Here is a 26213-nt window from a genome sequence, read left to right on the forward strand (position 1 = left end):
GGCTCATTTGTTCATGATATGTTCTAATATAAAGCTAACGGCGCCAGAAGAGTCAATCGAATTGGCGCGCTGTCGGATTCATGAGCTGAATCAAAGGGATTCCTAAATGGACGTGCAACGCAAACTGGAGATTCTGGCGGATGCCGCCAAATACGACGCATCCTGCGCCTCCAGCGGCACCGAGAAGCGGGATTCCAGTGATGGCAAGGGCATGGGCTCGACCGCGCCAGGCATGGGCATCTGCCATTCCTACGCGCCGGACGGACGCTGCATTTCCCTGCTCAAGGTGCTGCTGACCAACGCCTGCAATTACAATTGCCTCTATTGCGTCAACCGCGCCTCCTCGAACGTAGCACGCGCCCGCTTCACCATCGACGAATTGGTCAAGCTCACGCTCGACTTCTACCGGCGCAATTACATCGAGGGCCTATTTCTCTCCTCCGGCATCATCCGCAGCCCTGACTACACGATGGAGCAAGTGGTGAGCGTCGCACGAAAACTGCGCGAGGAGCATCACTTCCGCGGCTACATCCATCTGAAGACCATTCCCGAGGCCGACGACGCGCTGATCGCGGAGGCCGGCAAATATGCCGATCGTCTCTCGATCAACATCGAGATGCCTGAGGAGACCAGCCTGCAGCAATTCGCGCCGGAGAAGGACGTGCGCGCGATCCGCCGCACCATGGGTCGGCTGCGGCTGAAGCTGGACGAGGCCGAGGAGAACCGCACAACGAAAACAAAGGCCAAGCCGCAGCGCTTCGCGCCCGCCGGACAAAGTACGCAGATGATCGTCGGCGCAGATAGCGCCTCCGATCACACCATTCTCCACACCAGCGCCAATCTCTACGGCGCCTACCGGCTACGGCGCGTCTATTACTCCGCCTTCAGCCCGATCCCCGATGCCAGCCGCGCGCTCCCCCTGCGGGCGCCGCCGCTGCTGCGCGAGCACCGGCTCTACCAGGCCGACTGGCTGATGCGGTTCTACGGCTTCGATGTCGGCGAGATCGTCGACGACAGCGCCATGCTGCCGCTCGACATCGATCCCAAGCTCGCCTGGGCACTGCGCCACCGCGACCGCTTCCCGCTCGACGTCAACCGCGCCAGCCGCGAGGAGCTGCTGCGCGTTCCGGGGTTCGGCACCAGGACGGTCGAACGCATCATCGCGACGCGGCGAACCACCACGATCCGCCTCGCCGATCTCGCGCGGCTGCATGTGCCCCGCAGCAAGGTGCTGCCGTTCATCGTCCTCAGCGATCACCGCCCCGCCCCACACCGGCTCGACGCTGCCGGGCTGATCGAACGATTCAAGCCCAAAGCAACTCAACTGGGATTTGGCTTCTGATGCAGTACATCACCCTCGACACCGAAACCGATTTCGACGGCTGGCGCAAAGCCGCGCGGAGCCTCGTGCTTCACCACGTGCCACCCAGCGATGTCACCTGGACCGTGCAAGGCGGCGAAGCGGAGTTGTTCGCGCCGCCCGCGCCGTCTCCGATCCTCGAGGTGAACGACAGCACCTTCAATGTCTCGGCAAAATTCGTCGAGCTCGCGAAGGCGGCGATCCTGCACCGCGACGGCGAGCGCTTTGCGATCCTCTATCGCCTGCTGTTCCGGCTGAAGGACAACCACGATCTCATCGAGGTCGCGACAGACCCCGATGTCGCGCAGGTCACGGCCATGGCGAAAGCGGTCTATCGCGACGAGCACAAGATGCATGCCTTCGTGCGCTTCCGCGAGATCGGCCGGGAACGCCAGGCGCATTACGTCGCATGGTTCGAGCCGGAGCATCACATCGTCGAGCTCGCCGCGCCGTTCTTCGCCAAGCGTTTTGCCGACATGCCCTGGTCGATCCTGACCCCGGACCTCTGCGCGCATTGGGACGGCCACGCGCTCTCGTTCACGCCGGGCGTCAGCAAGAGCGAGGCGCCGGGCGAAGACCGGCTCGAGGAAACCTGGCGGCGCTACTATGCCAGCATCTTCAATCCGGCCCGGCTCAAGGTGAAGGCGATGCAGGCCGAGATGCCGAAGAAATATTGGAGGAACCTGCCCGAGGCTTCGATCATTAAGCCCTTGATCGAGGACGCCGAACGCATGACCGGTGCCATGATCGCCAATGCCGCAACCGATCCGCATAAGCCTCAGAAGCGGCCGGAGGCTCCGATGAAACGCAAGCCAGCTGCCGACGATCTCGATGGGCTCCGCGAGGAAGCCGCCCATTGCCGCGCCTGCCATCTCTACAAGGACGCGACGCAGACCGTGTTCGGCGAAGGCCCCGAGAATGCCAACATCATGCTGGTCGGCGAGCAGCCCGGCGACAAGGAAGACCTCGCCGGTCACCCCTTCGTCGGTCCGGCCGGCCAGATGCTCGACCGTGCGCTTAAGGAAGCCGGCGTCGACCGCAAGAAGGTCTATGTCACCAACGCGGTGAAGCACTTCAAATTCGTGCCGCGCGGAAAGATCCGCCTGCACCAGAAGCCGAACACCCCGGAGATCCGGGCGTGCCGGCAATGGTATGAGCGGGAAGTTTCAGCAATCCAGCCGGATCTCATCGTCGCGATGGGCGCCACCGCCGCGCAAAGCGTGTTCGGCAAGATCACTCCGATCGGCAAGAACCGCGGCCGGTTGATCGATCTTCCCGACGGACGCAAAGCGCTCGTGACGGTGCATCCGTCCTATCTGCTGCGGCTGCCCGATCCCGAAGCCAAGGTGCTGGAGTATCGACGCTTTGTCGAGGACTTGAAGATCGCCGCCGGCTTGCAGAAGAAGGCCGCGCGGGCGGCCTAGGCACTGGCAGGACGACGGCATACTTGCAGGAAAACGGCTTTCGCGCGTCGGTTGTCATCCAGCCTTCAAATCCATCGCGGACAATACCTGGACCTGAAAGTTAAGGGGCGTCCAGATATGACCGATGTAGCATTTGACCGCGCGGTAGCCGATCCCGCGCCGATCCAGCCGGCCTCACGGCCAAATCTCGACAAGGGCTTCAATCCGCTGACGATGATCCTGTTCTTCGGCATCCTCGCCGCGGGCCTGCTGTTCGTCGCCTACAGCATCTATGTCGACGTCAACGCCACCGGCACGCGGGTGACGACCTATCTGCCCTACATCCTTCTGTTCATCGCGCTCCTGATCGCGCTCGGCTTCGAATTCGTCAACGGCTTCCACGACACCGCCAATGCGGTGGCGACCGTGATCTACACCCATTCGCTGCCGGCCGAGGTCGCGGTGATGTGGTCGGGCTTCTTCAACTTCCTCGGCGTGCTCCTGTCCTCCGGCGCGGTCGCCTTCGGCATCGTCTCGCTGCTGCCGGTCGAGCTGATCCTCCAGGTCGGCTCCAGCGCCGGCTTCGCCATGGTATTCGCGCTGCTGATCGCCGCGATCCTGTGGAATCTCGGCACCTGGTTCTTCGGCCTGCCCGCCTCCTCCTCGCACACGCTGATCGGCTCGATCATCGGCGTCGGTATCGCCAACGCCGTCATGCGCGGCCGCGACGGCACCTCGGGCGTGGACTGGACCAAGGCGACCGAGATCGGCTACGCGCTGCTGCTGTCGCCCCTGTTCGGCTTCATCTGCGCCGCCACGCTGTTGCTCGTGCTCAAGTTCATCGTGCGCAACCCGGCGCTCTATTCCGCGCCTGAAGGCAACAAGGCGCCGCCGCTGTGGATCCGCGGCCTCTTGATCGCGACCTGCACCGGCGTCAGCTTCGCGCACGGCTCGAACGACGGCCAGAAGGGCATGGGCCTGATCATGCTGATCCTGATCGGCACCGTGCCGACGGCCTACGCGCTCAACCGCGCGCTGCCGGAATCGCAGGTCGTCCAGTTCCAGAAGACCTCGGATGCCGCCGCCAGGGTGATCTCGGCGAAGGGCGCCGGCCACAGCATCATCGGCGATCCCCGTCCCGCCGTGACGCAGTATATCACGCAGCGCCACATCAACGAGGGGACCTATCCCTCGCTCGCGGTTCTGGTGAAGGACGTCGGCGACCAGGTCGCCAAATACGGCACGCTGAACAAGGTGCCCGCGGAAGCCGTCGGCAACACCCGCAACGACATGTACATGACCTCCGAAGCGATCCGCTTCCTGATGAAGGACAAGGAGAACGATCTCAACAAGGAGGAGATTGCGACCCTGAACGCCTACAAGGGATCGCTCGACGCCGCCACGAAGTTCATCCCGAACTGGGTGAAGATCGCGGTCGCGATCGCGCTCGGCCTCGGCACCATGATCGGTTGGAAACGCATCGTCATCACGGTCGGCGAGAAGATCGGCAAGAGCCATCTCACCTATGCGCAAGGAGCGTCCGCCGAGCTCGTGGCCGCCGCCACGATCGGCGCGGCCGACGTGTTCGGCCTGCCGGTCTCCACCACCCATGTGCTGTCGTCGGGCGTCGCCGGCACCATGGCGGCGAACGGTTCGGGCCTGCAATGGTCGACGATCCGCAACCTGCTGATGGCCTGGGTGCTGACGCTGCCTTGCGCGATCATGCTGTCGGCCACGCTCTACGTGATCTTCTCGCGGATGTTCTGAGAGCCTCTCCCTCTCCCCGTTGTTACGGGGAGAGGGCTGGGGTGACGGGCTCCATCCGAGAAAATGGTGACAGATGGACTCGCGGAGAGTCCCCCTCACCCGGCGCTTCGCGCCGACCTCTCCCCGCAAGCGGGGCGAGGTGAACTAAGACGCCGCGAGCTGCTCCTCGACCAGCTTCACCCAATAGGACGTGCCGTAGACGATAGCCTCGTCGTTGAAATTGTAGGCGGGGTGATGCAGGCCGGCGCTGTCGCCGTTGCCGCAGAAGATGAAGGCGCCGGGCCGCGCTTCGAGCATGTAGGCGAAATCCTCGCCGCCCATCAGCGGCGCCATCTCGTGCACATGGGCCTCGCCCGCGACCTGCGTGGCGATGCGCCGTGCCACCTCGGTCTCAGCCGCGTGGTTGTTCACGACCGGATAATTGCGCTTGTAGTGCAGGTCGATCTTGGCGCCGGTGATCTGCGCCACGCCTGCCACGACTTCATGCACGCGCTTCTCGACCAGCTTGCGCACCTCCGGCGTCAGCGTGCGGATGGTGCCTCTCAGGGTCGCGGTCTGCGGAATGACGTTGCGGGCATTGCCGGCGTGGAATTCGCAGATCGAGATCACCGCCGATTCCAGGGGATCGACGCTGCGCGAGACGATCGACTGCAGCGCCGTGATCACCTGCGCGCCGACCAGAACGGAATCGACGCATTTGTGCGGACGCGCGGCGTGGCCGCCGACGCCTTCGATCATGATGTCGACCTCGTCGGTCGCCGCCATGATGGGGCCTGGGCGGATCGCGAACGAGCCGACCGGAATGCCCGGGCCGTTGTGCATGCCGTAGACCTGCTCGATGCCGAAGCGCTCCATCAAGCCGTCCTTGACCATGGCCGCGCCGCCGGCGCCGCCCTCCTCGGCCGGCTGGAAGATCACCACGGCATCGCCGGCAAAATTGCGCGTCTCGGCGAGATAGCGGGCCGCCCCGAGCAGCATCGCGGTGTGGCCGTCATGGCCGCAGGCGTGCATCTTGCCGGGGGTCTTGGAGGCGTAAGGCAGATTGGTCTGCTCCTCGACCGGCAGCGCGTCCATGTCGGCACGCATGCCGATCGCCTTGAGCCCCTCGCCGGCAGGCTTGTTGCCCTTGATCACGCCGACGACGCCGGTCTGGCCGAGGCCGGTCACGACCTCATCGCAGCCGAACTCCCGCAGACGGTCCGCGACGAATGCTGCGGTGCGGTGGACGTCGTACAGCAACTCAGGGTGCTGGTGGATGTCCCGCCGCCAAGTCTGGATATCGGGCTGAAGATCGGCGACGCGGTTCACGATGGGCATGTAAGGTCTCGAGCTGGTTGGAAGTACAGGACTATCTACCATGCAAGCGTCGGTCCACCCAACCGCCGGCAATCGGGGTCTAGCCCTGTTCACCCGGCATGGCCGGGCTTGTCCCGATCGGCCGCGTCGGCCTATTAGACGGAACGCAAAGAGACTATCCGGGTGGAAGCAGAATGCCGAGGCGCCTTGAAGGTGAGTTTGACTACATTGTCGTCGGAGCCGGCACCGCGGGCTGCATCATCGCCAACCGGCTGTCGGCTGCCCCAGGCAACCGCGTTCTCATCCTTGAAGCCGGCGGCGACGACAATTGGATCTGGTTCCACATTCCGGTCGGCTATCTCTTCGCCATCGGCAATCCACGTTCGGACTGGATGTTCAAGACCGAGGCCGAGCCCGGCCTGAACGGCCGTTCGCTGGCCTATCCGCGCGGCAAGGTGATCGGCGGCTGCTCGGCCATCAACGCCATGATCTCGATGCGCGGACAGGCTGCCGACTACGATCACTGGCGCCAGCTTGGCCTGACCGGCTGGGGTTATGACGACGTGCTACCGCTGTTCATGCGCCTCGAGGACCACTTCCTCGGCGCCAGCGAGCATCACGGCGCCGGGGGCGGTTGGCGCATCGAGGCGCCGCGGCTGTCATGGGCCATTCTCGATGCGGTCGGTGATGCCGCCGAGGAGATGGGCATCAAGCGCATCCCGGATTTCAACACCGGCGACAACGAAGGCACCAGCTATTTCCACGTCAACCAGAAGCGCGGCCGGCGCTGGTCGTCGGCGCGCGGCTTCCTCAAGCCGGCCTTGAGGCGCCCCAATCTGCGACTCGAGAAGCACGTGCTGGTCGACCGCCTCATCATCGAGCAGGGCCGCGCCGTCGGCGTGCGCTTCATCCGGAACGGCGAGATCGTCGAGGCGCGTGCGAAGCGCGAGGTGGTGCTCTCGGCAGGCTCCATCGGCTCGGTGCAGGTGCTGCATCGCTCCGGCATCGGCCCTGCCGACTGGCTGTCGCCGCTCGGCATCGACATCGTCATGGACAAGCCCGGCATCGGGCGCAATCTCCAGGATCACCTGCAACAGCGCGCGATCTACAAGGTGGAGGGCGTGCGCACGCTGAACGAGACCTATTACAATCTGTTCCGCCGCGGCCTGATGGGGCTCGACTACGCCTTCCGCCGCCGCGGTCCGCTGACCATGGCACCGTCGCAGCTCGGCATCTTCACGCGCTCCGATGCGACGCGCGCCCGCGCCAATATCCAGTTTCACGTGCAGCCGCTGTCGCTCGACAGGTTTGGCGATCCCTTGCATCGCTTTCCCGCAATTACCGTCAGCGCCTGCAATCTGCAGCCGACCTCGCGCGGCACGGTGCGGTTGCGCGCGACAACGCCTGACGAGAAGCCGATCATCGCGCCGAACTATCTGTCGACCGACGACGACCGACAGGTCGCCGCCGACGCCATTCGCACCACGCGGCGCCTGATGCAGCAGAAGGCGCTGGCAAAATATCGCCCCAGCGAATATCTGCCGGGGCCGACGGTCGGCGACGACGACGCCTCGCTGGCGAAGGCCGCCGGCGACATCGGCACCACCATTTTCCATCCCGTCGGCACCGCGAAGATGGGCACGCCGAACGATCCGATGGCGGTGGTGGATGAGCGCCTGCGCTTCTATGGCCTCGGCAATTTGCGCATCGTCGATGCCTCGATCATGCCGACGATCACCTCGGGCAACACCAACACGCCGACCGCAATGATCGCCGAGAAGGGTGCGACGATGATCCTGGAGGATGCGAAGTAGACGCTATCGTGTCCCGGACGCGGCGCAGCGCGAAGCGGTGCGACGCTGAGCCGGGACCCTTGCGGCAAGTCCCGGCTCTGCGGCGCACCGCCAAGCGGCGCTGCGCCCTGTCCGGGACACGAGACTGCACTCACGAAATCGTCATTCCGTCGGGGAATAAGCCGCGCCCTCCCCCGATCATCTCCCCGAAGCCCAATTCCGGGCGACGTGGAGAGGCGCGATGAGCGGACACAATCACGGGGACGACGGCGTCAGCCGCCGCAAGGTGCTGGAGTGCATGACCTGGGCCGGCACCGGGGTGCTCTGGACCGTCACGGGCGGCGTGCCACGCTCGATCGGCATCATCGATTCGGCCGAGGCCGCAACGGCGGCCGCGCCCGGCATGACCTTCCTCCAGATCAGCGACAGCCATGTCGGCTTCGACAAGCCGGCCAATCCCAACGCGCTCGGCACGCTGGAAGAGGCCGTGAACAAGATCAACGCGATGCCGGCAAAGCCGTCGTTCATGATCCACACCGGCGACATCACGCATCTGTCGAAAGCCGCCGAGTTCGACAATGCCGAGCGCATCATCTCGCAGACCAAGCTCGACGTGCATTACGTGCCCGGCGAGCATGATTTCATCGACGAGGAGGTGAAGCTCTATCGCGAACGCTACGGCCGCGGCACCAAAGGTCACGGCTGGTACTCGTTCGACGCCGGGGGCGTGCACTTCATTGGCCTCGTCAACGTGGTCGACCTCAAGGCCGGGGGCCTGGGCAATCTCGGCGCCGAGCAGCTCGCCTGGCTCGAGGACGATCTGCGCGGCAAGTCAAAATCGACGCCGATCGTGCTGTTCGCGCACATCCCGCTCTGGACCGTCTATCCGCAATGGGGTTGGGGCACCGAGGACGGCGGGCGCGCGCTGGAATACGTCAAGGGCTTTGGCTCGGTCACCGTGCTGAACGGGCACATCCATCAGGTGATGCAGAAGGTCGAGGGCAACGTCACCTTCCACACCGCGCGCTCGACCGCCTTCCCGCAGCCGGCGCCGGGGGCCGCGCCCTCGCCCGGTCCGATGAAGGTCGAGGACGCAAGGCTGCGCTCCATGCTTGGGGTCGCCAGCATCAACTTCAAGCAGAACGAGCAGCGGCTCGCGATCATCGACACGCCGCTCCAGGGCTAAGGTTGAACGGAAGCTGACAATGAAGACTTTCAATCGCCGCGACTTCGGTTTCGACCTCGGTCTCGCTCTGGCCGCGGCTATCCTGTTGCCCGCGGCAAAGGCGCACGCCGACGACACGGACGTGCATATCGACAATTTCGTGTTCCAGCCGGCCGAGCTCAAGATCAAGGTCGGCACCACCGTGACCTGGACCAACCGGGACGATATCCCGCACACCATCGTCTCTGCCGGCAAGTTCAGGTCCAAGACCCTTGATACCGACGACAAGTTCTCCTTCACCTTCACCAATGCGGGCGACTACAAGTATTTTTGTTCGCTGCACCCGCACATGACGGGGATGATCAAGGTTGAGTAACGTCTTCAACCAAGGCATCAACGTCCTGCCCGGCCGGTGGTCCCACGCCGGCCGGGCGCATGCGCCCGCGGTCAAGGCAAAAGAAGAACCAGAGGCAAAGCGAGGAGCGATGCCCGCCACCGACGATGTGCAGAAGGCACAGCGCTTCCGCGAGGCAGCGCTGCCCTATCTCGACGACGTCTACACGCTCGCACGCTACCTGCTGCGCGATGCCTCTGACGCCGAGGACGCGGTGCAGGAGTGCTATCTGCGCGCGCTGAAGCATTTCGACAGCTACCGGGGGCCTGCGATGAAGCCCTGGCTGTTCGCGATCCTGCGCAACGTCTGCAACGCCGAATATGTGCGTCGCGCGAACCGGCCCAGCGCGATCGAGGATACGCTAGGTGCCGCCGAGCAGACGCCGCTCTGGCGGGAGACCGAGGCGAGCCCCGAGACTGAAGTGCTGCGCAGCCGCGATGCCGGCGCAATCCGCAAGCTGATCGACGCGCTCGCCGAGCCGTTCAAGGAAACCTTCGTCCTGCGTGAGATCAACAACCTGTCCTATCGTGAAATCGCCGAGGCCGTCGGCGTCCCCGTCGGCACCGTGATGTCCCGCCTCGCCCGCGCCCGCGCCATGCTGCGCGCGGCCTGGACGGAAGAGGAGCAAGCGAAATGACCTGCGACGAAGCAAGGATCCTGCTTCACGCGCTGCTCGATGGCGAGCTCGATGCCGGCCACGCGCGCGAGGTCGAAGCCCATATCGCGAGCTGCCCGGCCTGCGCCGCGGAGTTCGCGGCGCAGCGCGAGATGCAGCGCGTGCTCGCAGGTACCAATTTGCGCTACACCGCGCCGGCAAGCCTGCGCGCTCGCATCGAAGCCTCGTTGCCTGAGCCGCAGCGCCAGCAGCCGAGCCGCCGCGCCGTGCTGCGCGGATTTGCGATGGGCTCGGCCGTCTCCGCGCTCGCCGCCACCGGAATCGTCGCGGTGGTGCTGCGCCAGGATGACCAGCAGCGCATTCTGTCTGAGGTCGTCTCCGCGCATCTGCGCTCGCTCCAGGCCGGCCATCTCACCGACGTGGTCTCGACCGACCAGCACACCGTCAAGCCCTGGTTCAACGGCAAGCTCGACGTCGCACCACCGGTGATCGACCTCACCGCGCAAGGTTTTACGCTCGTCGGCGGCCGGCTCGACTATATCGACGCCCGCGCCATCGGCGCCGTGGTCTACCGGCGCCGGCAACACGTGATCAATCTGTTCGTGTCGCAAACTTCAAGCACCGAGCATCGGCCGCCGAAGACCCAGACCATGCAGGGCTTCAACTGCCGCCGCTGGGGCGGCCGCGGCCTGAACTTCTGGGCCGTCAGCGATCTCGGCGCCGACGAACTTGCCGAATTCGTCGACAAGTTCGAGGCGGCAATGAAGGCGAACGTGGAGGGGTAGATTGGGCCAGCATCATTGCGAGGAGCGAAGCGACGAAGCAATACAGGCTGCCTCCGCGGAAGACAGCCTGGATTGCTTCGCTTCGCTCGCAAAGACGAATGCCGAGATGGCTCGGCAAAGAGATCAGGCCGACCTTCGCACCGCGTTGTCCACCAGCGTCTTGCCGAGCGACCAGATCGCGCCGGGGACCTTGTGGCTGCCGGCGATGACGTCGTCGAAGGCGCGCTCGATCCAGGTGCAGTCTTCCTCGGTGATGGTGAGCGGCGGCAGCAGCTTGATGGTGTGGCTGCCGTGGCCGGCGACTTGCGTCAGGATCTTGTGATCCTTGAACAGCGGCACGGTGATGAGCTGGCAGAACAGGCCCTTGTTGGCGGTCTCGAGCACGTTCCAGGAGGCCCGCAGGCGCAGCGATTTCGGCGGGCCGAACTCGATGCCGATCATCAGGCCCTTGCCGCGGACTTCCTTGAGCAGCTCGTAGCCGGGCACCATGCGCGTCAGCGCGAGGCGCAGCTCGGCGCCGCGCTTGGCGGCCGCATCGATCAGCTTCTCCGATTCCATGACGTCGAGCGTGGCGATGCCCGCGGCCATCGCGAGGTCGTTCTTGGAGAAGGTGGAGCCGTGCACCACCGCGCGGTCCATCTGGTTGAAGATCTTGTCGAAGATGCTCTTGCGCGTCAGCACGGCGCCGACCGGCACGTGGCCGCCCGACAGCGACTTCGACAGCAGCACCATGTCGGGCTCGACGTTCCAGTGCTCGACCGCGAGGAAGCGGCCGGTGCGGCCCATGCCGGTCTGGATCTCGTCGGCGACGAACAGCGTGCCGTATTTCTTGCAGAGTGCGGCCGCCCCCGGCAGGAACTCGTCGGTGGGCATGTTGACGCCCTTGCCCTGGATCGGCTCGACGACGAAGGCGGCGACCTCGCGCGAGGCCAGCGCCTTTTCCAGCGCGGCCAGGTCGTTGAACGGGATCGGGGTGCAGCCCGGCAGCAGCGGCTCGAAGCCGGTGCGGAAGTTGGCGTCGCCGGTCAGCGACAGCGCGCCGTAGGTCAACCCGTGATAGCCGTGCGCGCAATAGACGATGCCGGGACGCCCCGTCGCGCCGCGCGCGAACTTGATCGCAGCCTCGACGCATTCCGCGCCGGAATTGGCGAAGAACGCCTTGTCGAGATAGGGAACGTATTTCAGGAGGCGCTCGGCCAGCACACCGGCGAGCGTCGAAACGTCGAATTGGACGAGGTTGGGCAGGTCGGCATCGAGCACGCTCTTGAGCGCCTCGCGCATGACGGGATGATTGCGCCCGATCGCAAACACGCCAAAGCCGGACAACAGGTCGAGATAGCGCGCGCCGTCGCGGTCGTAGAGGTACTGCCCCTGCCCCTTCTGGAAGCCGACATCGTAGCCGATGGTCTTGAGCACCCGAACGAACTGCTCGTTCAGATACCGGTTATGCAGGGTGCTGCGCTGGGCCTGACGGTCCGCGAATAGCTGAGACATGTCTGGATTTGGGCTGTGCATCCGCTACATACTTCGGTTGAGGGCCGTCTCGTCAACTGAAAACGGACCGTTACTGAAAACGGTCTGTGCGGCCTTTTGCCCTTTTTCGGACCATCTTCGCAAGCACAGCTTTAGACCATGTTGCACTGCCAAGGAACACACATGCGTTTGGCCCTTTACACCGGACTAATACTGGCTGGCGGTTACGCCGGCCTGACGCCCGCGCTGGCCGCGGATCCGACCGGCGACTGGCGGGTCGCCGACGGCGTTGCCAACATTCGCGTCGCCCAATGCTATGGCAGCATGTGGGGCGCGGTTTCCTGGGAAAAGCAGCCCGGCGGGCGCGACGAGAACAATCCGGATGCCTCGAAAAAGAACAGGCCGACGCTCGGCATGGCAACCCTGATCGACATGAAGAAGAAGCCCGGCGTCGATCAGTGGGAAGGACAGGTCTACAACGCCAAGGACGGTCAGCTCTACAGCGCGACGATCACGCCGGCCGGCCCCGACCAGCTCGAGATCAAGGGCTGCGTCATGGGCTTCCTCTGCGGCGGCGAAACCTGGACCCGGGTCGGCCCGCCGATCCCTTCCAGCCCTGCCAACGCCATGGCCAAGGGCGCGGCGAAATCCAGCGGCACTGCGCCGAAGCCGCAAGCAGGGCAAGGGGCCCAGGCAGCCCAAGCCACGGGCGGCACCACCACGCCTGCGCCCGCAGCTCCCAAGGCCGCCGGCGCAGCCAAGCCCGGTCAGAAGGGCGCCGCCGACCCGGTCGGCGACATCTGCCTACTCCCTGAGATTGCGGGGTTTGCCCATTAGGGCCGGCTGGAACAGCAGCACGGCGGCGAGCGTCGTCACCAGCGAGAGGGCCAGCAGCTTGCCCATGCTGGACGTGCCGGGATGGCTCGACAGCCACAGGCTGCCGAACGCGGTCGCCGTCGTCAGCGCACTGAAAAAGATCGCGCGCGTCAGGCTGGTCTGGAGCAGGTTTGTCCTGCCCGAGCGCCAGGCCACGACATAATAGATCTTGAAGGCGACGCCGACGCCGAGCAGCAGCGGAAACGCGACGATGTTGGCGAAGTTCAGCGGCAGGCCGATCAACACGCAGATCTCGAGCGTCACCGCGCCGGCAACCAGAAGCGGCACCAGCGTCATCAGCACGTCGACGAAGCGGCGGAGCGTGATCCACAGCAGGAGCCCGATCACCAGCAGTGCATAGATGCCGGCGTGGATGAACGCCTTCACCACGGTGTCGCCGGATTTCAGGATCGAGACCGGCCCGCCGATCGCAGTCGGCTCGGCCTGGAGCACCGCCGCTGCGAATTTGCGCAGCGTATCGTTGTCGTTGGGATCACCCTTGGGCAGCGCCTCGACGCGGATGACACCGTCCTTGCTCTTCCAGGCGCTGACGAGATCGGGCGGCAGCGAGCTCAGGGTGACGGGACCTGCCTGCATCGCGTTCCTGAGCTGGTCGAACACGATCTTCAATGGCGCGACGAACACGTCCTGCGCCTTGTTGCGCGTGGCCTCGTCGCCATTGGCGAGCTTTTCGAGCGCGTTGGCAAGACGGCGCGAGGCGACAGCGCCCGGGCCCTTCGCCTCGCCCGCCGTCCGGCGCAGATTGTCGACCGAGGATTTCAGCGCTTCGACATTCTCTTGATCCGTCGGCGCTGCGTCGATCTGATCGGGGTTGAGCGCGGGATTCAGCACCTTGGCGCCCTGCGCGAGCAGCTTGAGCTTCGGCGGCTGGTCCTGCGGCACGAAGCTGTCGAGCGACATCACCCTGAGCACCTCGGGCACCTTCTCCAGCTTCGCCTCGACCTGCCTCGCCTGCTCTTCCGACGTCGTCATCACGTTGACGGCATTGGCGCCGGTGTTCGGATCCTTGCGCAAATCGAGGAAGGTGGCGATCGACTCGGCGTGCGGATTGCGCAGGTTCATCGGGTTGAAGTCGAACTTCATGAAGTAGAGCAGCGGCAGGCCGCCGAGCGCGAGCAGCAGCGTGCCGCCGACGATCAGCACCCGATGCTTCTCCAGGAAATGGTCGAGCGGCGCGAGGAAGGCGTAGCCGACTGGCTCCGGCTCGCCCGGCGGGTTCAGCAGCTTCAGCATGGCTGGCAGAACGGTAATCGACGAGATGAACGCCACCAGCATGCCGACGCCGGCGATCTGGCCGAGCTCGGCGATGCCCTTGTAGTCGGTCGGCATGAAGCAGAGGAAACCGGCAGCCGTCGCCATCGCCGCCAGCGACAGCGGCACCGCCGAGCGCTTGGCCGCCAGCACCAGTGCACCCGCGAGATCGTCGTGCTTGTAGCGCTCCGAGCGGTAGCGGACGCTGTACTGGATGCCGAAATCGACCCCCAAGCCGACGAACAGCACCGCGAAGGCGATCGACAGCAGATTGAACGATCCGACCATCATCAGGCCGGCCGCGGTCGTGATCGCAAGGCCGACGAACAGATTGACGAACACCGCGAAGATGATCTTCGACGAATGCAGCGCCAGCCACAGGATGACCAGCACGACGAGAATCGTGCCGACGCCGTTGACGACCGCGCCCTCCTGAACGGTGGCGTATTCCTCGTTGGCGATCGGCACGGGGCCGGTCAGCCGCACCCGCGCCTGGTATTTGCCAGTGAAATCCAGATCCGCAGCGGCCTTGCGGATCGCGTCGGTGGCATCCTTGCCCGGCTCCAGCGCGTTGTAGTCGAGAATCGGCTTGAACTCGATGAAGGTACGCTTGTCCGAATCCTTGAGCGGCTCGTCGCTGACGAGCTCGCGCCAGGAGAAGCTGGCATTGCCCTTGTTGAGCACGGTCTCGACCGTCTGCGCGATCAGGTTGAAGGGCCGCTCGGTGTTGTCGAGCTTGACCTGGCCGCGCTTGACGCCGGCAAGGCCCGTCTCCAGCGCCCCGGTGAGGCCGCGGATCGAGGGGTCGCCGGCCATGATCTCGATCAGGGGCGCTGCGGATTCGAACTGGCCGGTGATCTTGCCGACCTCCTCGGTCGGCAGGAACAACAGGCCGTTCTTCTCGAAGAATTCGCCGCTGCCGAGCTGCTGCATGGACTGGAAGTTGGTCTTGTCGTCCTTCAGCTTGGCGTAGAGCGCATCGGCCGCGGCGCTCGCCATTTCCGGGGTCTTGGCCTCGACCACCGCCGTGATCGTCGCGTCGCGGTCGAAGGCGCGATCGAATTGCTGATCACGCTGGCGCCAGTCCAGATTCTGGGCGATCAGCGAATTGATGTCGGTGTTGATGGCGAAATGGCGCGCAGCGTAATAGCCCGCCCCCACCGACAGCAGGAGCCCGAGAACGACGACAAGGGAGGCAAACCGGGTGCAGGCCCTGACGATGGCAACGACGACGCTTTGCAGCACTTCTTTTCTTTCTGCGGTTAACAGCTTGCCGGAAACGCCCGCTGTTTATCGGAGTTCCCGGGCGAAACCTATTGCTGTTTTGGGTGGTTCTCGCCGCCAGAAGGTTCGAGGGTAAACGGCGGGAGACCGTGGCAAAATCATGCGGGCCGCCGGTATAGCCGGGGAGTTGAGGCGGGAAAGTGACGAAGGGCTACGCAGGAATGTCGCGCAAGCGGGCACATCCCATACCCTACCAAAATACCTCAGAAGCCTCCGCCCGCGGTTCCAGCTTTCCATTCTGCCGATTTTTTGACACAAAGTACTGCGCCTCCATGCGCCGGAGTCCCCACAGGGGTGGGTAGTTACCGCAGGCGCGAACCAATGGTGCGGATATTGCAACTCATTGGTCAGTATCGGAGTGCCGCTTGGGGACTTACGGGAGCGGATGGGTGCAACTTGCGTGATGGGCGTCCCATGGAAGTTTATCTGGCGCAACCGCGCGGCTTCTGCGCGGGCGTGGTGCGTGCAATCGAGATCGTGGAACGGGCGCTGGAGAAGTACGGCCCGCCCGTCTACGTGCGCCATGAGATCGTGCACAACAAATACGTCGTCGAGAGCCTGAAGAACAAAGGCGCCATCTTCGTCGAGGAACTCGCCGAGGTGCCGCCGAAGGCGGTGACCGTGTTCAGCGCCCACGGCGTCGCCCGCAGCGTCGAGGAAGAGGCCGCCGCACGCGACCTTCCGGTGCTCAATGCCACCTGCCCGCTGGTCACGAAAGTTCACAATCAGGGGAAGCGCTACATCGGCAAGGGCCGCACCCTGATCCTGATCGGCCATGCCGGCCACCCCGAGGTCGAGGGCACGATGGGCCAGGTCCCGGGGCCGGTGCAGCTTGTTCAAAGCGTTGAAGAGGTTAAGGCACTGACCCTGCCGGCAGATACGCCAGTGGCCTACATCACCCAGACCACCCTGTCGGTCGACGACACCAAGGACATCATCGCCGCCCTTCAAGCCCGCTTTACAGACATTCAAGGTCCGGATATCCGGGATATCTGCTATGCGACACAGAACCGCCAATCTGCGGTAAGGGACTTGAGCAAGCTGGTCGACGTGATCTTGGTGGTGGGCGCTGCCAACAGCTCGAACTCGAACCGGCTCCGCGAAATCGGCACTGAGGCCGGCGTCGCGAGTTATTTGATTGCCGACGGCAGCGAGCTCAATCCGGAGTGGTTGAAGGATGCCAGGAACGTCGGCGTCACGGCCGGCGCTTCGGCGCCCGAGGTACTCGTGGATGACGTGATTGAAGCGATGCGGCGGATCGGACCGGTGAAGGTCTCGGTGTTGCCGGGCCGCGAGGAAAACATCGAATTCCGGCTTCCGGCCCAACTGGCCGCGAGCTGACCCACCTGAATTGAAAAGCCCAGAAAGAAACCTGTAATGGCTATCCCGTTCTTCAAGGAAATGCGTATCGGCGGCTATTTGCTCAAGCAGAAACTGCTTGGCCGCAAGCGCTATCCGCTCGTGCTGATGCTGGAGCCGCTGTTCCGCTGCAACCTCGCCTGCGTCGGCTGCGGCAAGATCGATTATCCCGATGCCATCCTCAACCGCCGCATGACCGCGCAGGAGTGCTGGGACGCGGCCGATGAATGCGGCGCGCCGATGGTCGCCATTCCCGGCGGCGAGCCGCTGATCCACAAGGAGATCGGCGAGATCGTGCGCGGCCTCGTGGCGCGCAAGAAGTTCGTCTCGCTCTGCACCAACGCGCTGCTGCTGGAGAAGAAGCTCGATCTGTTCGAGCCCTCGCCCTATCTGTTCTTCTCGGTACATCTCGACGGCCTGCGTGACCACCACGACAAGGCGGTCTCGCAGAAGGGCGTGTTCGACCGCGCCGTCTCGGCGATCAAGGCGGCCAAGGCGCGCGGCTTCACCGTCAACGTCAACGCCACCATCTTCGACGGCCACCCGGCCGAGGAGATCGCCAAATTCCTCGACCTCACCACCGAGCTCGGTGTCGGCGTCTCGATGTCCCCGGGCTACGCCTATGAGCGCGCCCCGGACCAGGAGCACTTCCTCAACCGCACCAAGACCAAGAAGCTGTTCCGCGACGTCTTTGCGATGGGCAAGGGCAAGAAGTGGAATTTCATGCATTCCGGCCTGTTCCTGGACTTCCTCGCCGGCAACCAGGAATACGAGTGCACGCCGTGGGGCATGCCCGCGCGCAACATCTTCGGCTGGCAGAAGCCCTGCTATCTGCTCGGTGAAGGCTACGCCAAAACCTTCAAGGAGCTGATGGAGACCACCGACTGGGATTCCTACGGCACCGGCAAGTACGAGAAGTGTGCCGACTGCATGGCCCATTGCGGCTACGAGCCGACCGCGGCGACCGCAGCGCTCAACAACCCGCTGAAGGCGATGTGGGTGGCGCTGCGCGGCGTGCGGACCAGTGGCCCGATGGCGCCGGAGATCGACCTCTCCAAGCAGCGCCCGGCGCAGTACATCTTCTCCGAGCAGGTCCAGAAGAAGCTCTCCGAGATCCGCAAGGACGAAGCCGCCGCCGCGCAGGCGAAGGCCGCGCAGAAGGCTTCGACGGCGGCGTAAAACGCCGCACGATCAGACCTCACGACGAAAGCCCGGCCGCCAGCGCGACCGGGCTTTTTTCTTCTGGGCAGGATTCGTGCGGCTTGGGAGCACGCTATCAGCCCCAGCGTCATTGCGAGCGCAGCGAAGCAATCCAGAATCGTTCTTCGGAGACAGTCTGGATTGCTTCGCTGCGCTCGCAATGACGGAGAGTGCGGCAGCAGCTTGCTCTTGCCATTCGCGCTGCCCATCGCAGACACACCTTCGCATCCCCGCGGTGCGTTCGCCCGGGCTATGCGTCTCGTTCGCGCCCCTTTGAAGACCAGAGGGCGCAGGGAAGGCCGGGCGCCGGCGGCACCCGCGGTCCGCGTGCATCGAAAACGCACACGGGGTGGATCACAGGTGATGCCGGACGCCCGGCCTTCCCTGCGCGGTTGGTTTTAACGGTGTCCTTCGTGCTCTCCTCGGGGAGCGTTGCACTATTGCCCCCGTCGTCGTCGCGGCTGATCGATGTGCACACCCGGTCGGGCCGCCGCATCACCGCAAGACTTGACGCCAGAACCCCGGGCGTCGGGACCACACGACTTCTCCGTCCGCGGACGGCCCTTCAGGAAGCATCGGGGGCTCGCGTGTGCTCGCCCCAGAGATCCAGCCTGGCCGCTTTGACGGCGCCGTGTCGTACGCGTCGCGCATGACTCACGGATGCCCGCCCTGTCATCGCCTTTCGCGCCGGCGCTGCCGCGTCCACCGCACCCCGACCCGCATCTCGTGACGATCGCGAAGCGCCCCTCTGGCAGGACCGGGATGAGCGTCCTATGCCACAAATCCGAAATTCGGGAAAGTGGAATATTTTTGCAGGAAGGGATTGACGAGGTCCGCGCTGTTTTGCCCGACGGGCATTTTGTCCAGCCGCGTTGAGCTCCTGCGAGCCTATCGCTGTCGTTGCGTGCTGAGTGGAAGGACGCCACTCGCCCGTGACGGGGATCGGGCAGCTCAAAACAAAAGGCCCGGTCAGACGACCGGGCTGTTTTGTCTTGCCAACTCGAAGAACCCGCTCACGCCGCCTTCGACACCAACTCCTCGCTCTCGATCAGCTCCGTCCCGATCAGATAATCGCGGCAGCCACGCAGTGACCGCAGCGCGCGGTTGAAGTCGATGCCGGTCGAGACCAGGGCATGCAGCGTCGCCGGATTGCGCACGATGCCGCGCAGCACGGCGGCGAGGTCGATCTGGCCGTTCGGCTTGATCGCGGCGCGGGCGAGCGCCGGCAGCGCGCGGTGGGCGGGGTCGCTGATGACGCGGACCGCGGCGAAAGGCAGCCCGGCCTCGGCGGCGTAGGCGGCGGCGATGTGGCTTTCCATGTCGACGGCCGCAGCCCCCGTCTCCGAATGCAGCGCAGCCTTGCAGGACCGCTTCGTGACCACTTCCTCGGCCCCGGCGAGGCTGCCGCGCACGACGCGGCGGCGGCCGGAGGTCAGGCGCTCGATCAGGTCGTCACCGAGCGACAGGCCGGCAGCCCAGCGGGCGTCGCCGGAGAGCACTTCTGTCGCCAGCACGACGTCGCCGGAGCGCAAGCTCGGATCGAGCCCGCCGGCCACACCGAACGAGATCACGCCGCGAATCGTCTCTGGGTCCACCACCGTCAGAAGCGCCCGCAACTGGGTCGGGCTGCTGGATGAACAAATGACCGCCATGCCAGGCCCGGCCGCAATGCGGGCCTCCTGCACCAGTCCAGTCACGATCAGTATCGGCCGCGGGTCGATGGCATTACCCGCGGTAACAAAGTCCCCCGTCCCCAAAGTCACATTCCGACCCCTACCACCCTGCTGTTGGTGTTCCGCAAGTTCCGATACCGCGCCAATGCCCACAGCGGAAAGAACTTTGGGTAACCATGATAACGTAGATAGAACACGCGGGGGAAGCCTGTGGCGGTGTACCGCTGCTCGTCCCACAGTCCTTTTTCGTTCTGTGTTGCAATCAGGTACTCCACCCCGCGGGCGACGGCCGGGTGATCAACCTCGCCTGCCGCCATCAGGGCAAGCAAGGCCCATGCCGTTTGCGAGGCGGTCGAGGGGGCGGCCTCCCAGCCCTTGTAGTCGAGCCGGTAGCTCACGGCGTCCTCGCCCCAGCCGCCGTCGTCGTTCTGGATCGAGGCCAGCCAGTCGGCGGCCTTGCGGATCATGGGGTCCTTGTGGTCGATGCCGGCCATGTTGAGGGCGCACAGCACCGACCAGGTTCCATAGATGAAGTTCATGCCCCAGCGGCCGTACCAGGACCCCTCCGGGTGCTGGGTCTTCCGCAAATACGCGACGCCGGCGGCGACGTGCTTGCTGGTCTTCTCGGTCTCGCCGAGTTGGGCCAGCATCGAGATGCAGCGCGCGGTGACGTCCTCGGTCGGCGGATCGAGCAGCGCGCCATGGTCCGAGAACGGGATGTTGTTCAGGTAATATTCGAGGTTGTTGACGTCGAAGGCGGCCCAGCCGCCGTCGTCGCTCTGCATGCCCTCGATCCACTCCCGGCCGCGGGCGATCGCGTCGTCATAGCCGGCCGCACCGTGCTCCCGGCGCATGCGGTCCATCGACATCACGACCACGGCCGTGTCGTCGAGATCGGGGTAATGGGCATTGTTGTACTGGAAGGCCCAGCCGCCCGGGCGGACGTCGGGCCGCTTCACCGCCCAGTCGCCCTTCACCGCGAGCTCCTGCCTCGGGATCAGCCAGTCGAGGCCTTGCTTGGCCGCCGGCACCGCCTTGTCGCCGCCGGCTTCCAGCAGCGCATGCGCGGTCAGCGTCGTGTCCCACACCGGCGAGACGCAGGGCTGGCAATAGGCCTCGTCGCCCTTGATCACGAGCAGCTTGTCGATGCCCCGGCGCGTGATCGCGCGCGGCGGGAAGTTCTCGTCCTTGCCGAGCGCGTCGTACATCATGACGATGTTGGCCATGGGCGGATAGATCGCGCCCATGCCGTCCTCGCCGTTGAGCCGCTCCTCGGTGAAGGCGAGCGCGGCGTCGATCGCGCGCTTGCGCAGGCTCTTGGGAAACAGCGGCTCGATCACGCGCAGGATCGCGTCCAGCGAGCGGAACAACAGAAACCAGGCCATGCTCTGATGCGGCGCCTTGGCGGTCATGCCGATCGAGCGCGGGTCCTGCAGGAACAATTCGTCGATGCCGACGCCCTTCGGATTCCTCGCGCGCGGCTTCAGCGCGGCGATCACCATCAGCGGCACCATGGTGGTGCGCGCCCAGTAGGAGATCTTGTTGAGGTGGAACGGCGACCAGAACGGCAGCAGCACGATCTCGATCGGCAGCACCGGCACCGCGCGCCAGGTCACGACGCCGAAGGTTGCGAGCAGGAAGCGGGTGAAGACGTTGCTGTTGATCGCGCCGCCGCGGGCGTGGATCGCCTCGCGCGCGCGCATCATGTGCGGCGCGTCGATGGAGTCGCCGATCATCTTCAGCGCGAAGTACGCCTTCACGCTGGCGCTCATGTCGAACTCGCCGTCATGCACGAGCGGCCAGCCGCCATGAGCGCCTTGAACGCGGCGCAGGTAGTTGCCGATCTTGGCCTCGAGCACGGTGTCGACCGGCTCGGCGAGATAGTGGCGCAGCAGGATGTACTCGGCCGGAATCGTGCAGTCGGCCTCGAGCTCGAACACCCAATGGCCGTCGGATTGCTGGAAGCCGAGGACGCCCTGGGTCGCCGACGCAATGCTCGATTCCAAAGCTTCGCGGCTGGTCGCGGTCACGGAATCCATGTCGCTCGATTGCTCCGATAGTCGATTGAAAGTTGACCGGGACATTTGCCCGTCAGGCCGCCTTTCAGGATCCTTTGGCGGCCAGAACCAGATCGGCGGCGCGGTCACCCGACCGGACCGATCCCTCGATGGTTGCTGGCAATCCCGTAGCAGTCCAGTCGCCGGCGAGGAACAGGTTTTTCAGCGCAGTGACCGGCCCCGGACGCAGGGCATTCTGGGCCGGCGTCGCCGCAAATGTGGCGCGGCGCTCGCGCACGATCTGCCAAGGAGGCAGCTCGCCAGAGACACCGCCCGCCTCGCAGACGTCGTTCCAGATCGCCTGCGCGAGTTCCTCGCGCGGCATGTCGACGAGCCGGTCGCCGTTGCTGATGGTCACCGAGAGCCGATTCGGGAACGCGAACAGCCATTCCACAATGCCGCCGATCACACCGAGGATCGGCGCCGAGCCGGGCGGCGGCTCAAAGCGGAAATGCGCATTGACGATGGCGCGAAATTCGGTCGGCGTCTTCAGCCCCGGCAACAGGCTGGCGGCCGCGCGCGGCGGCACCGCCATCACGACGACATCGCCCGCACCGAACTGGATCAAATCCTCGCCGCCGAAATTCAGCGCTGTCACCTTGCCGTCCGTGCTGACGAACGAGCGCAGCTCATGGCCGAGCTGAACGGTGTGACCACGTTCCTGCAGAAAGGTCACGGCGGGCTCGATCAGCACGGCGCTGAGGCCATCGCGCGCGATCAGGGGACGACAGGCCTGCCCGCCCGCAAGCAGCGTCTCGCGCACGATCGCGCCGGCAAGCCCGGCCGAGCCTTCAGGCGGATCGACGTTGAGCGCGGCGAGCAGCAGCGGCTGCACCAGGCGCTGATAAAGGATGCCCTCGGTCGGAATCGACTTGCCGACCAGCGTCTCCTCCGACGCCCAGATCAGCGGCGCCAGCTTGAGATAGTCGGTGAGGCCCGTGTCAGGCACGCGGCGGCCTTCGTCGAGCACCCAGGTCGGCCACCGGCCCTCGCCGAGATCGATCTGCCAGCGCTGCCCGGTCTTGATGTCGACGAAGGGAAATTGCGCGCGCTCCGGGCCGACGAGGCCCGCCTCGGTGCCGATCGCGCGCGCATAGGCACGCGCATGGCTGTTGCCCGACAGCAGCAGATGATTGCCGTTGTCGATGGTGAGATTGGTCGCACCGTCGAAATAGGACCGGCAGCGGCCGCCGGCCTGGTGCGTCGCCTCGTGCACGGCGACCTTGAAGCCGGCATTGGCGAGCCGCACGGCGGCGGAGAGGCCGGAAATTCCAGCACCGATGATGTGAGCTGTGTTTTGCATCAGATGAAAGCGTAACGGAGCAGGATCAGGATCCGTGTGATCTTCGACACACGTACCGGCGCGCGTGGCGCGGAGAAGCCACGCGCGATCAGGAGGTCCAGAATGGAATGATAGTATTTCGACATGATCCGCGGCGCGCGCACGGCGCGGCGCCTGTTGCGGTTCATGATCTCGTCCGACTTCTCGAAATGCACCTTGGCGCGCTGCGCCAGCGGCAGGCAGACTTTCGGCAGCGCGCGCTCGGCGATCACGCGGTGTGGATCGTTGGAGGTGATGCCGGCATGCAGCAGCGCCTCGCGCGGCAGATAAAGCCGGCCGAGGCCGGCGTCCTCGTCGATGTCGCGCAGGATGTTGGTGAGCTGCAGCGCACGGCCGAGATGGTGCGCGAGCAGAATGCCGTCTTCCTCGGGCATGCCGAACACCCGCACCGACAGCCGCCCCACGGCGCTGGCGACGCGGTCGCAATACAGATCCAGCGTCGCCATGTCGGGCGCGCGGATATCCTGCGGCACGTCCATCTCCATGCCGTCGACGATGGCGAGGAAATCCTCTCGCTTGAGCCCGAACGTCTTCACCGAGGCGACGTAGTCCTTCAGCCGCGGCGGCGGATGGCCCTGATAGAGCGCGTCGATGTCGTTGCGCCATTCCTGAAGTGCTGCGAGTCGCTCCTCGCGCGGGCCGTCGGAATCGGCGATGTCGTCGACCTGGCGACAGAAGCTGTAGATCTGGAACATCGCGTCGCGCTGGTCACGCGGCAGGATGCGCATCGCGGCATAGAACGAGCTGCCGGATGCGGTCGAGCCGTAATTGGCGCCGGGCGTGGTCGCCTCAAGCGTCATGGGCAGCCCCCGGTCTGGAAATGGCCTTGCGGCCGACCGCACGGCGGCCGACTTCGCCGATCATCCCGGCGAGGCTGAAGGCGAGCAGCTCGAACTTGTTCAGATGCACGCGCTCACGCAGGGGATCGCGGACCTTGAGCAGGCGCACGATGCGGTCGGCATAGGCCTGGATGACGGAGACGTCGACGCCAAGACGGAAATCGCGGATTTCCGCAGCGAGCGACCTGCCCTCCTCGAGCAGCGCCTCGTTGCGCGCGGCGAGCGATTGCAGGCAGGCCAGCATCGCCGGCGGCGATTGCGCAAGGCCGAGCTGCTCGACCGAGGCGCCGTGTGCTGCCAGCGCATCGCGCGGCAGATAGACGCGGTTGAGCTCGCGGAAATCCTTGCCGCAATCCTGCAGGTGATTGTTGATCTGCAAGCCTGCGCAGAGCGCGTCCGAGGCGGCCCAGGTCGAGGTGCTCTCGCCATGAACGTCGAGCATGAAGCGGCCGACCGGCATCGCCGAATAGCGGCAATAGTGGATGACCTCGTCCCAGGTCTCGTAGCGCAGCTTGGTCACGTCCATGCGGAACGCGATCAGCACGTCGAGCGCGTGGCGCGGCGGCATGCCGCGCTCGGCCAGCGCGCGGCGCAGGCTGACGGCCTCAGGCTGGGTGTCGCCCTTGCCGAGCAGTTCCGCCTCGAGCAGGTCGAGAAAAGCGAGCTTCTGGTCGGCGGGTAGCGTGGCGTGGTCGGCGATGTCGTCGGCGGTGCGGACGAAATTGTAATAGGCCAGGATCAGGGCGCGATGACGCGGATGAATGATCCAGGACGCGACGGGAAAATTCTCGTCGCGGTCACCCTTGCCGGATCGCAATTCGCTCGCAGAGGTCATCGAGGGGCTGGTTTACAATCGGTTGGACAGGAAGGGCTTTTTCGCTCGCGCGGGCTCATGCCGGCGATGCCGCCGCGGCCCCCATATAGGGGAATACGGCCGCAAAACCAATCCTGTCCGTCGACGGCCGCCCCTTCGCGGATCGCGCCCGGAAAAAGCGGCCGAGGGCCGCCTTGGGGGCCAATGGCCGAGTTTATTGATTGTGGTTCTTCAGGACCTGGTCGCAGGCCTGCGAGATCTTGGCCCGGTTCTCCTTGAGGCAGGCCAGGATCGTGAAATCGCCCTGGTCGATGACCGGACGGCAGAACTTCTGCACATCGCGGGTGCAGGCCTTCTGCTCGGCGTCCGTGCCTCGCCCTTGCTGGGCGAACGCCGCTGTCGAAAGGGAGGCCGACAGCAGGGTGAGAGCGACGAGAAGATTACGCATTGTATTCCTTCATTCTGACGGCAGAATCGCACCGATCCCGGACTGCACAGGGCGGATGACCGGAACGGATTGTTCTGATGGCAAGTCGCCGCTTGTAGCGGCCTCAGAGAAGGCACAAGCACTGGCAAATGCGGCCAAATTGGCGCCGCACCCGCCGAACAGGTCTTCCCCGCATTTTAAGTCGCAGATGTAAGGGTTTGATACTACATCATAATTCGGAAGCATTGCGTTTTAATGCAGACCTGTTGCCGCGCTGCATCTCTTCGCCCGCCCTTGGTCGCCGCAAACATGCCGAAACGCGGCAAATCGCGGCCCTGAAGCGCGGCGGGGCTGCGTGAACCGCCGTCTCTGGCCGCCGGGCTTTGAACCTGCGACTTGCTCGGAGCACTAAACTTTCGATGTGGCGAGACGTTCTCAATGATGAGCGAACGTCGTTCCAAAACGGGATATTTGCGATGAAATTCTTTGGGCGATCTGGACTGGCAATCACGGCGGCCGGCATCGGGGCGGCGCTGCTCTTTTCGGTTACGGCAAGCCATGCTCAGTCGTCCGGACCGTTCGCCGGTTTCGACGGCGCATGGAGCGGCACCGGCACGGTGTCGTTGTCCGACGGCTCCACCGAGCGCATCCGCTGCAAGGCGGATTACAAGGTCGCCGGCAGCGGCCTCAGTCTGAAGCAGGCGCTGCACTGCGCCTCCGACAGCTACAAGTTCGACCTGACCAGCGACGTGACGAGCCAGGGCGACCGCATCTCAGGCAATTGGAGCGAGTCCAGCCGCAACATCTTCGGCAACCTCCAGGGCACCGCCGGTGGCGGCCAGATCGAGGTCTTCGTCGAGGCCAACGGCTTTGCCGCCAATCTGTCGCTGCGCACCAACGGCACCAAGCAGACCGTGCAGATCTCGTCCAAGGGCGAGATCCGCGGCGTCAACATCACCATGACGAAGGGCTGAAGACTCTTCGCCCGCAACGAGGAACATGCCCCAGGTTCTCGCGA

General features: G+C 64.9%; 21 protein-coding genes. 12 read left to right on the forward strand and 9 right to left on the reverse strand.

Going from position 1 to position 26213, the window contains the following annotated elements; translation table 11 throughout:
- The first annotated feature begins 106 nt into the window (after positions 1-106).
- The 3 genes from ACNJYA_RS26280 (at position 107) to ACNJYA_RS26290 (ending at position 4530) form a co-directional block, all read left to right on the forward strand.
- Entirely contained in the window at positions 107-1342 is a 1236-nt protein-coding gene (locus ACNJYA_RS26280) for a putative DNA modification/repair radical SAM protein (RefSeq protein ID WP_439363759.1), read from the forward strand.
- Positions 1342-2784, forward strand: a complete 1443-nt coding sequence (locus ACNJYA_RS26285) for a UdgX family uracil-DNA binding protein (RefSeq protein WP_439400959.1) — start codon at positions 1342-1344, stop codon at positions 2782-2784. The genes ACNJYA_RS26280 and ACNJYA_RS26285 overlap by 1 nt, the downstream gene beginning before the upstream one ends.
- A 117-nt stretch (positions 2785-2901) precedes the next feature.
- A complete protein-coding gene (locus tag ACNJYA_RS26290) occupies positions 2902-4530 on the forward strand; it encodes an inorganic phosphate transporter (RefSeq protein ID WP_439363761.1) in 1629 nt (542 codons plus the stop codon).
- A 144-nt stretch (positions 4531-4674) separates the two neighbouring features.
- Here ACNJYA_RS26290 and ACNJYA_RS26295 read toward each other — a convergent pair whose 3' ends face one another.
- On the reverse strand, positions 4675-5847 hold the full coding sequence (locus ACNJYA_RS26295) for a M20 aminoacylase family protein (RefSeq protein WP_439363762.1): 1173 nt from the start codon (positions 5845-5847) through the stop codon (positions 4675-4677).
- A gap of 173 nt (positions 5848-6020) precedes the next feature.
- On the opposite strand from ACNJYA_RS26295, the gene ACNJYA_RS26300 reads away from it, so the two are divergent.
- From ACNJYA_RS26300 to ACNJYA_RS26320, 5 genes are all read left to right on the forward strand, one after another.
- Entirely contained in the window at positions 6021-7640 is a 1620-nt protein-coding gene (locus ACNJYA_RS26300; protein WP_439400960.1) for a GMC family oxidoreductase, read from the forward strand.
- 220 nt (positions 7641-7860) lie between these two features.
- Positions 7861-8805 (forward strand): metallophosphoesterase family protein, encoded by a 945-nt coding sequence (locus tag ACNJYA_RS26305; RefSeq protein ID WP_439363764.1) that lies wholly within the window; start codon positions 7861-7863, stop codon positions 8803-8805.
- A 19-nt stretch (positions 8806-8824) separates the two neighbouring features.
- Positions 8825-9160: a cupredoxin domain-containing protein gene (locus ACNJYA_RS26310; RefSeq protein WP_439363765.1), complete on the forward strand. Its 336-nt coding sequence runs from the start codon at positions 8825-8827 to the stop codon at positions 9158-9160.
- A gap of 109 nt (positions 9161-9269) precedes the next feature.
- Complete coding sequence (locus tag ACNJYA_RS26315; protein WP_439363766.1) at positions 9270-9815, forward strand: sigma-70 family RNA polymerase sigma factor; 546 nt, start codon at positions 9270-9272, stop codon at positions 9813-9815.
- Positions 9812-10579 (forward strand): anti-sigma factor family protein, encoded by a 768-nt coding sequence (locus tag ACNJYA_RS26320; protein WP_439363767.1) that lies wholly within the window; start codon positions 9812-9814, stop codon positions 10577-10579. Before ACNJYA_RS26315 ends, ACNJYA_RS26320 begins: the two co-directional genes overlap by 4 nt.
- Positions 10580-10702: 123 nt before the next feature.
- On the opposite strand, the gene hpnO is transcribed toward ACNJYA_RS26320, so the two are convergent.
- A complete protein-coding gene (gene hpnO / locus ACNJYA_RS26325; RefSeq protein WP_439400961.1) occupies positions 10703-12094 on the reverse strand; it encodes an aminobacteriohopanetriol synthase HpnO in 1392 nt (463 codons plus the stop codon).
- A gap of 141 nt (positions 12095-12235) precedes the next feature.
- Between hpnO and ACNJYA_RS26330 the strand changes: the two genes are divergently transcribed.
- Complete coding sequence (locus tag ACNJYA_RS26330; protein WP_439400962.1) at positions 12236-12889, forward strand: DUF2147 domain-containing protein; 654 nt, start codon at positions 12236-12238, stop codon at positions 12887-12889.
- Here the strand turns inward: ACNJYA_RS26330 and ACNJYA_RS26335 are convergent.
- A complete protein-coding gene (locus ACNJYA_RS26335) occupies positions 12857-15445 on the reverse strand; it encodes an MMPL family transporter (protein ID WP_439363770.1) in 2589 nt (862 codons plus the stop codon). The genes ACNJYA_RS26330 and ACNJYA_RS26335 overlap by 33 nt on opposite strands.
- A 453-nt stretch (positions 15446-15898) precedes the next feature.
- Between ACNJYA_RS26335 and ispH the strand changes: the two genes are divergently transcribed.
- Together ispH and hpnH are read left to right on the forward strand one after the other, a co-directional pair.
- Positions 15899-16825, forward strand: coding sequence for a 4-hydroxy-3-methylbut-2-enyl diphosphate reductase (gene ispH / locus ACNJYA_RS26340; protein WP_439400963.1), 927 nt, complete (start codon positions 15899-15901; stop codon positions 16823-16825).
- 36 nt (positions 16826-16861) lie between these two features.
- Positions 16862-18022 (forward strand): adenosyl-hopene transferase HpnH, encoded by a 1161-nt coding sequence (gene hpnH / locus ACNJYA_RS26345; protein WP_036006086.1) that lies wholly within the window; start codon positions 16862-16864, stop codon positions 18020-18022.
- Between the two features lie 1034 nt (positions 18023-19056).
- Here hpnH and ACNJYA_RS26350 read toward each other — a convergent pair.
- The 6 genes from ACNJYA_RS26350 to ACNJYA_RS26375 form a co-directional block, all read right to left on the reverse strand.
- Entirely contained in the window at positions 19057-19806 is a 750-nt protein-coding gene (locus ACNJYA_RS26350; RefSeq protein ID WP_212259700.1) for a phosphorylase, read from the reverse strand.
- Positions 19803-21755: a squalene--hopene cyclase gene (gene shc / locus ACNJYA_RS26355; protein ID WP_439400964.1), complete on the reverse strand. Its 1953-nt coding sequence runs from the start codon at positions 21753-21755 to the stop codon at positions 19803-19805. The genes ACNJYA_RS26350 and shc overlap by 4 nt, the downstream gene beginning before the upstream one ends.
- Before the next feature lie 64 nt (positions 21756-21819).
- Positions 21820-23076, reverse strand: coding sequence for a hydroxysqualene dehydroxylase HpnE (gene hpnE, locus ACNJYA_RS26360; RefSeq protein ID WP_439400965.1), 1257 nt, complete (start codon positions 23074-23076; stop codon positions 21820-21822).
- A complete protein-coding gene (gene hpnD / locus ACNJYA_RS26365; RefSeq protein ID WP_439400966.1) occupies positions 23076-23915 on the reverse strand; it encodes a presqualene diphosphate synthase HpnD in 840 nt (279 codons plus the stop codon). The genes hpnE and hpnD overlap by 1 nt, the downstream gene beginning before the upstream one ends.
- Positions 23905-24789 carry a squalene synthase HpnC gene (hpnC, locus tag ACNJYA_RS26370; protein WP_439400967.1) on the reverse strand — a complete coding sequence of 295 codons (885 nt, stop codon included), beginning with the start codon at positions 24787-24789 and terminating at the stop codon, positions 23905-23907. The genes hpnD and hpnC overlap by 11 nt, the downstream gene beginning before the upstream one ends.
- Before the next feature lie 193 nt (positions 24790-24982).
- Positions 24983-25216: a hypothetical protein gene (locus ACNJYA_RS26375; RefSeq protein WP_025035011.1), complete on the reverse strand. Its 234-nt coding sequence runs from the start codon at positions 25214-25216 to the stop codon at positions 24983-24985.
- Between the two features lie 455 nt (positions 25217-25671).
- Between ACNJYA_RS26375 and ACNJYA_RS26380 the strand changes: the two genes are divergently transcribed.
- Positions 25672-26169 (forward strand): hypothetical protein, encoded by a 498-nt coding sequence (locus ACNJYA_RS26380; RefSeq protein WP_172784123.1) that lies wholly within the window; start codon positions 25672-25674, stop codon positions 26167-26169.
- Positions 26170-26213 lie beyond the last annotated feature (44 nt).

It is taken from the genome of Bradyrhizobium sp. BLXBL-01 (assembly GCF_051853025.1).
In the GTDB taxonomy this organism is placed as follows: Bacteria; Pseudomonadota; Alphaproteobacteria; order Rhizobiales; family Xanthobacteraceae; genus Bradyrhizobium.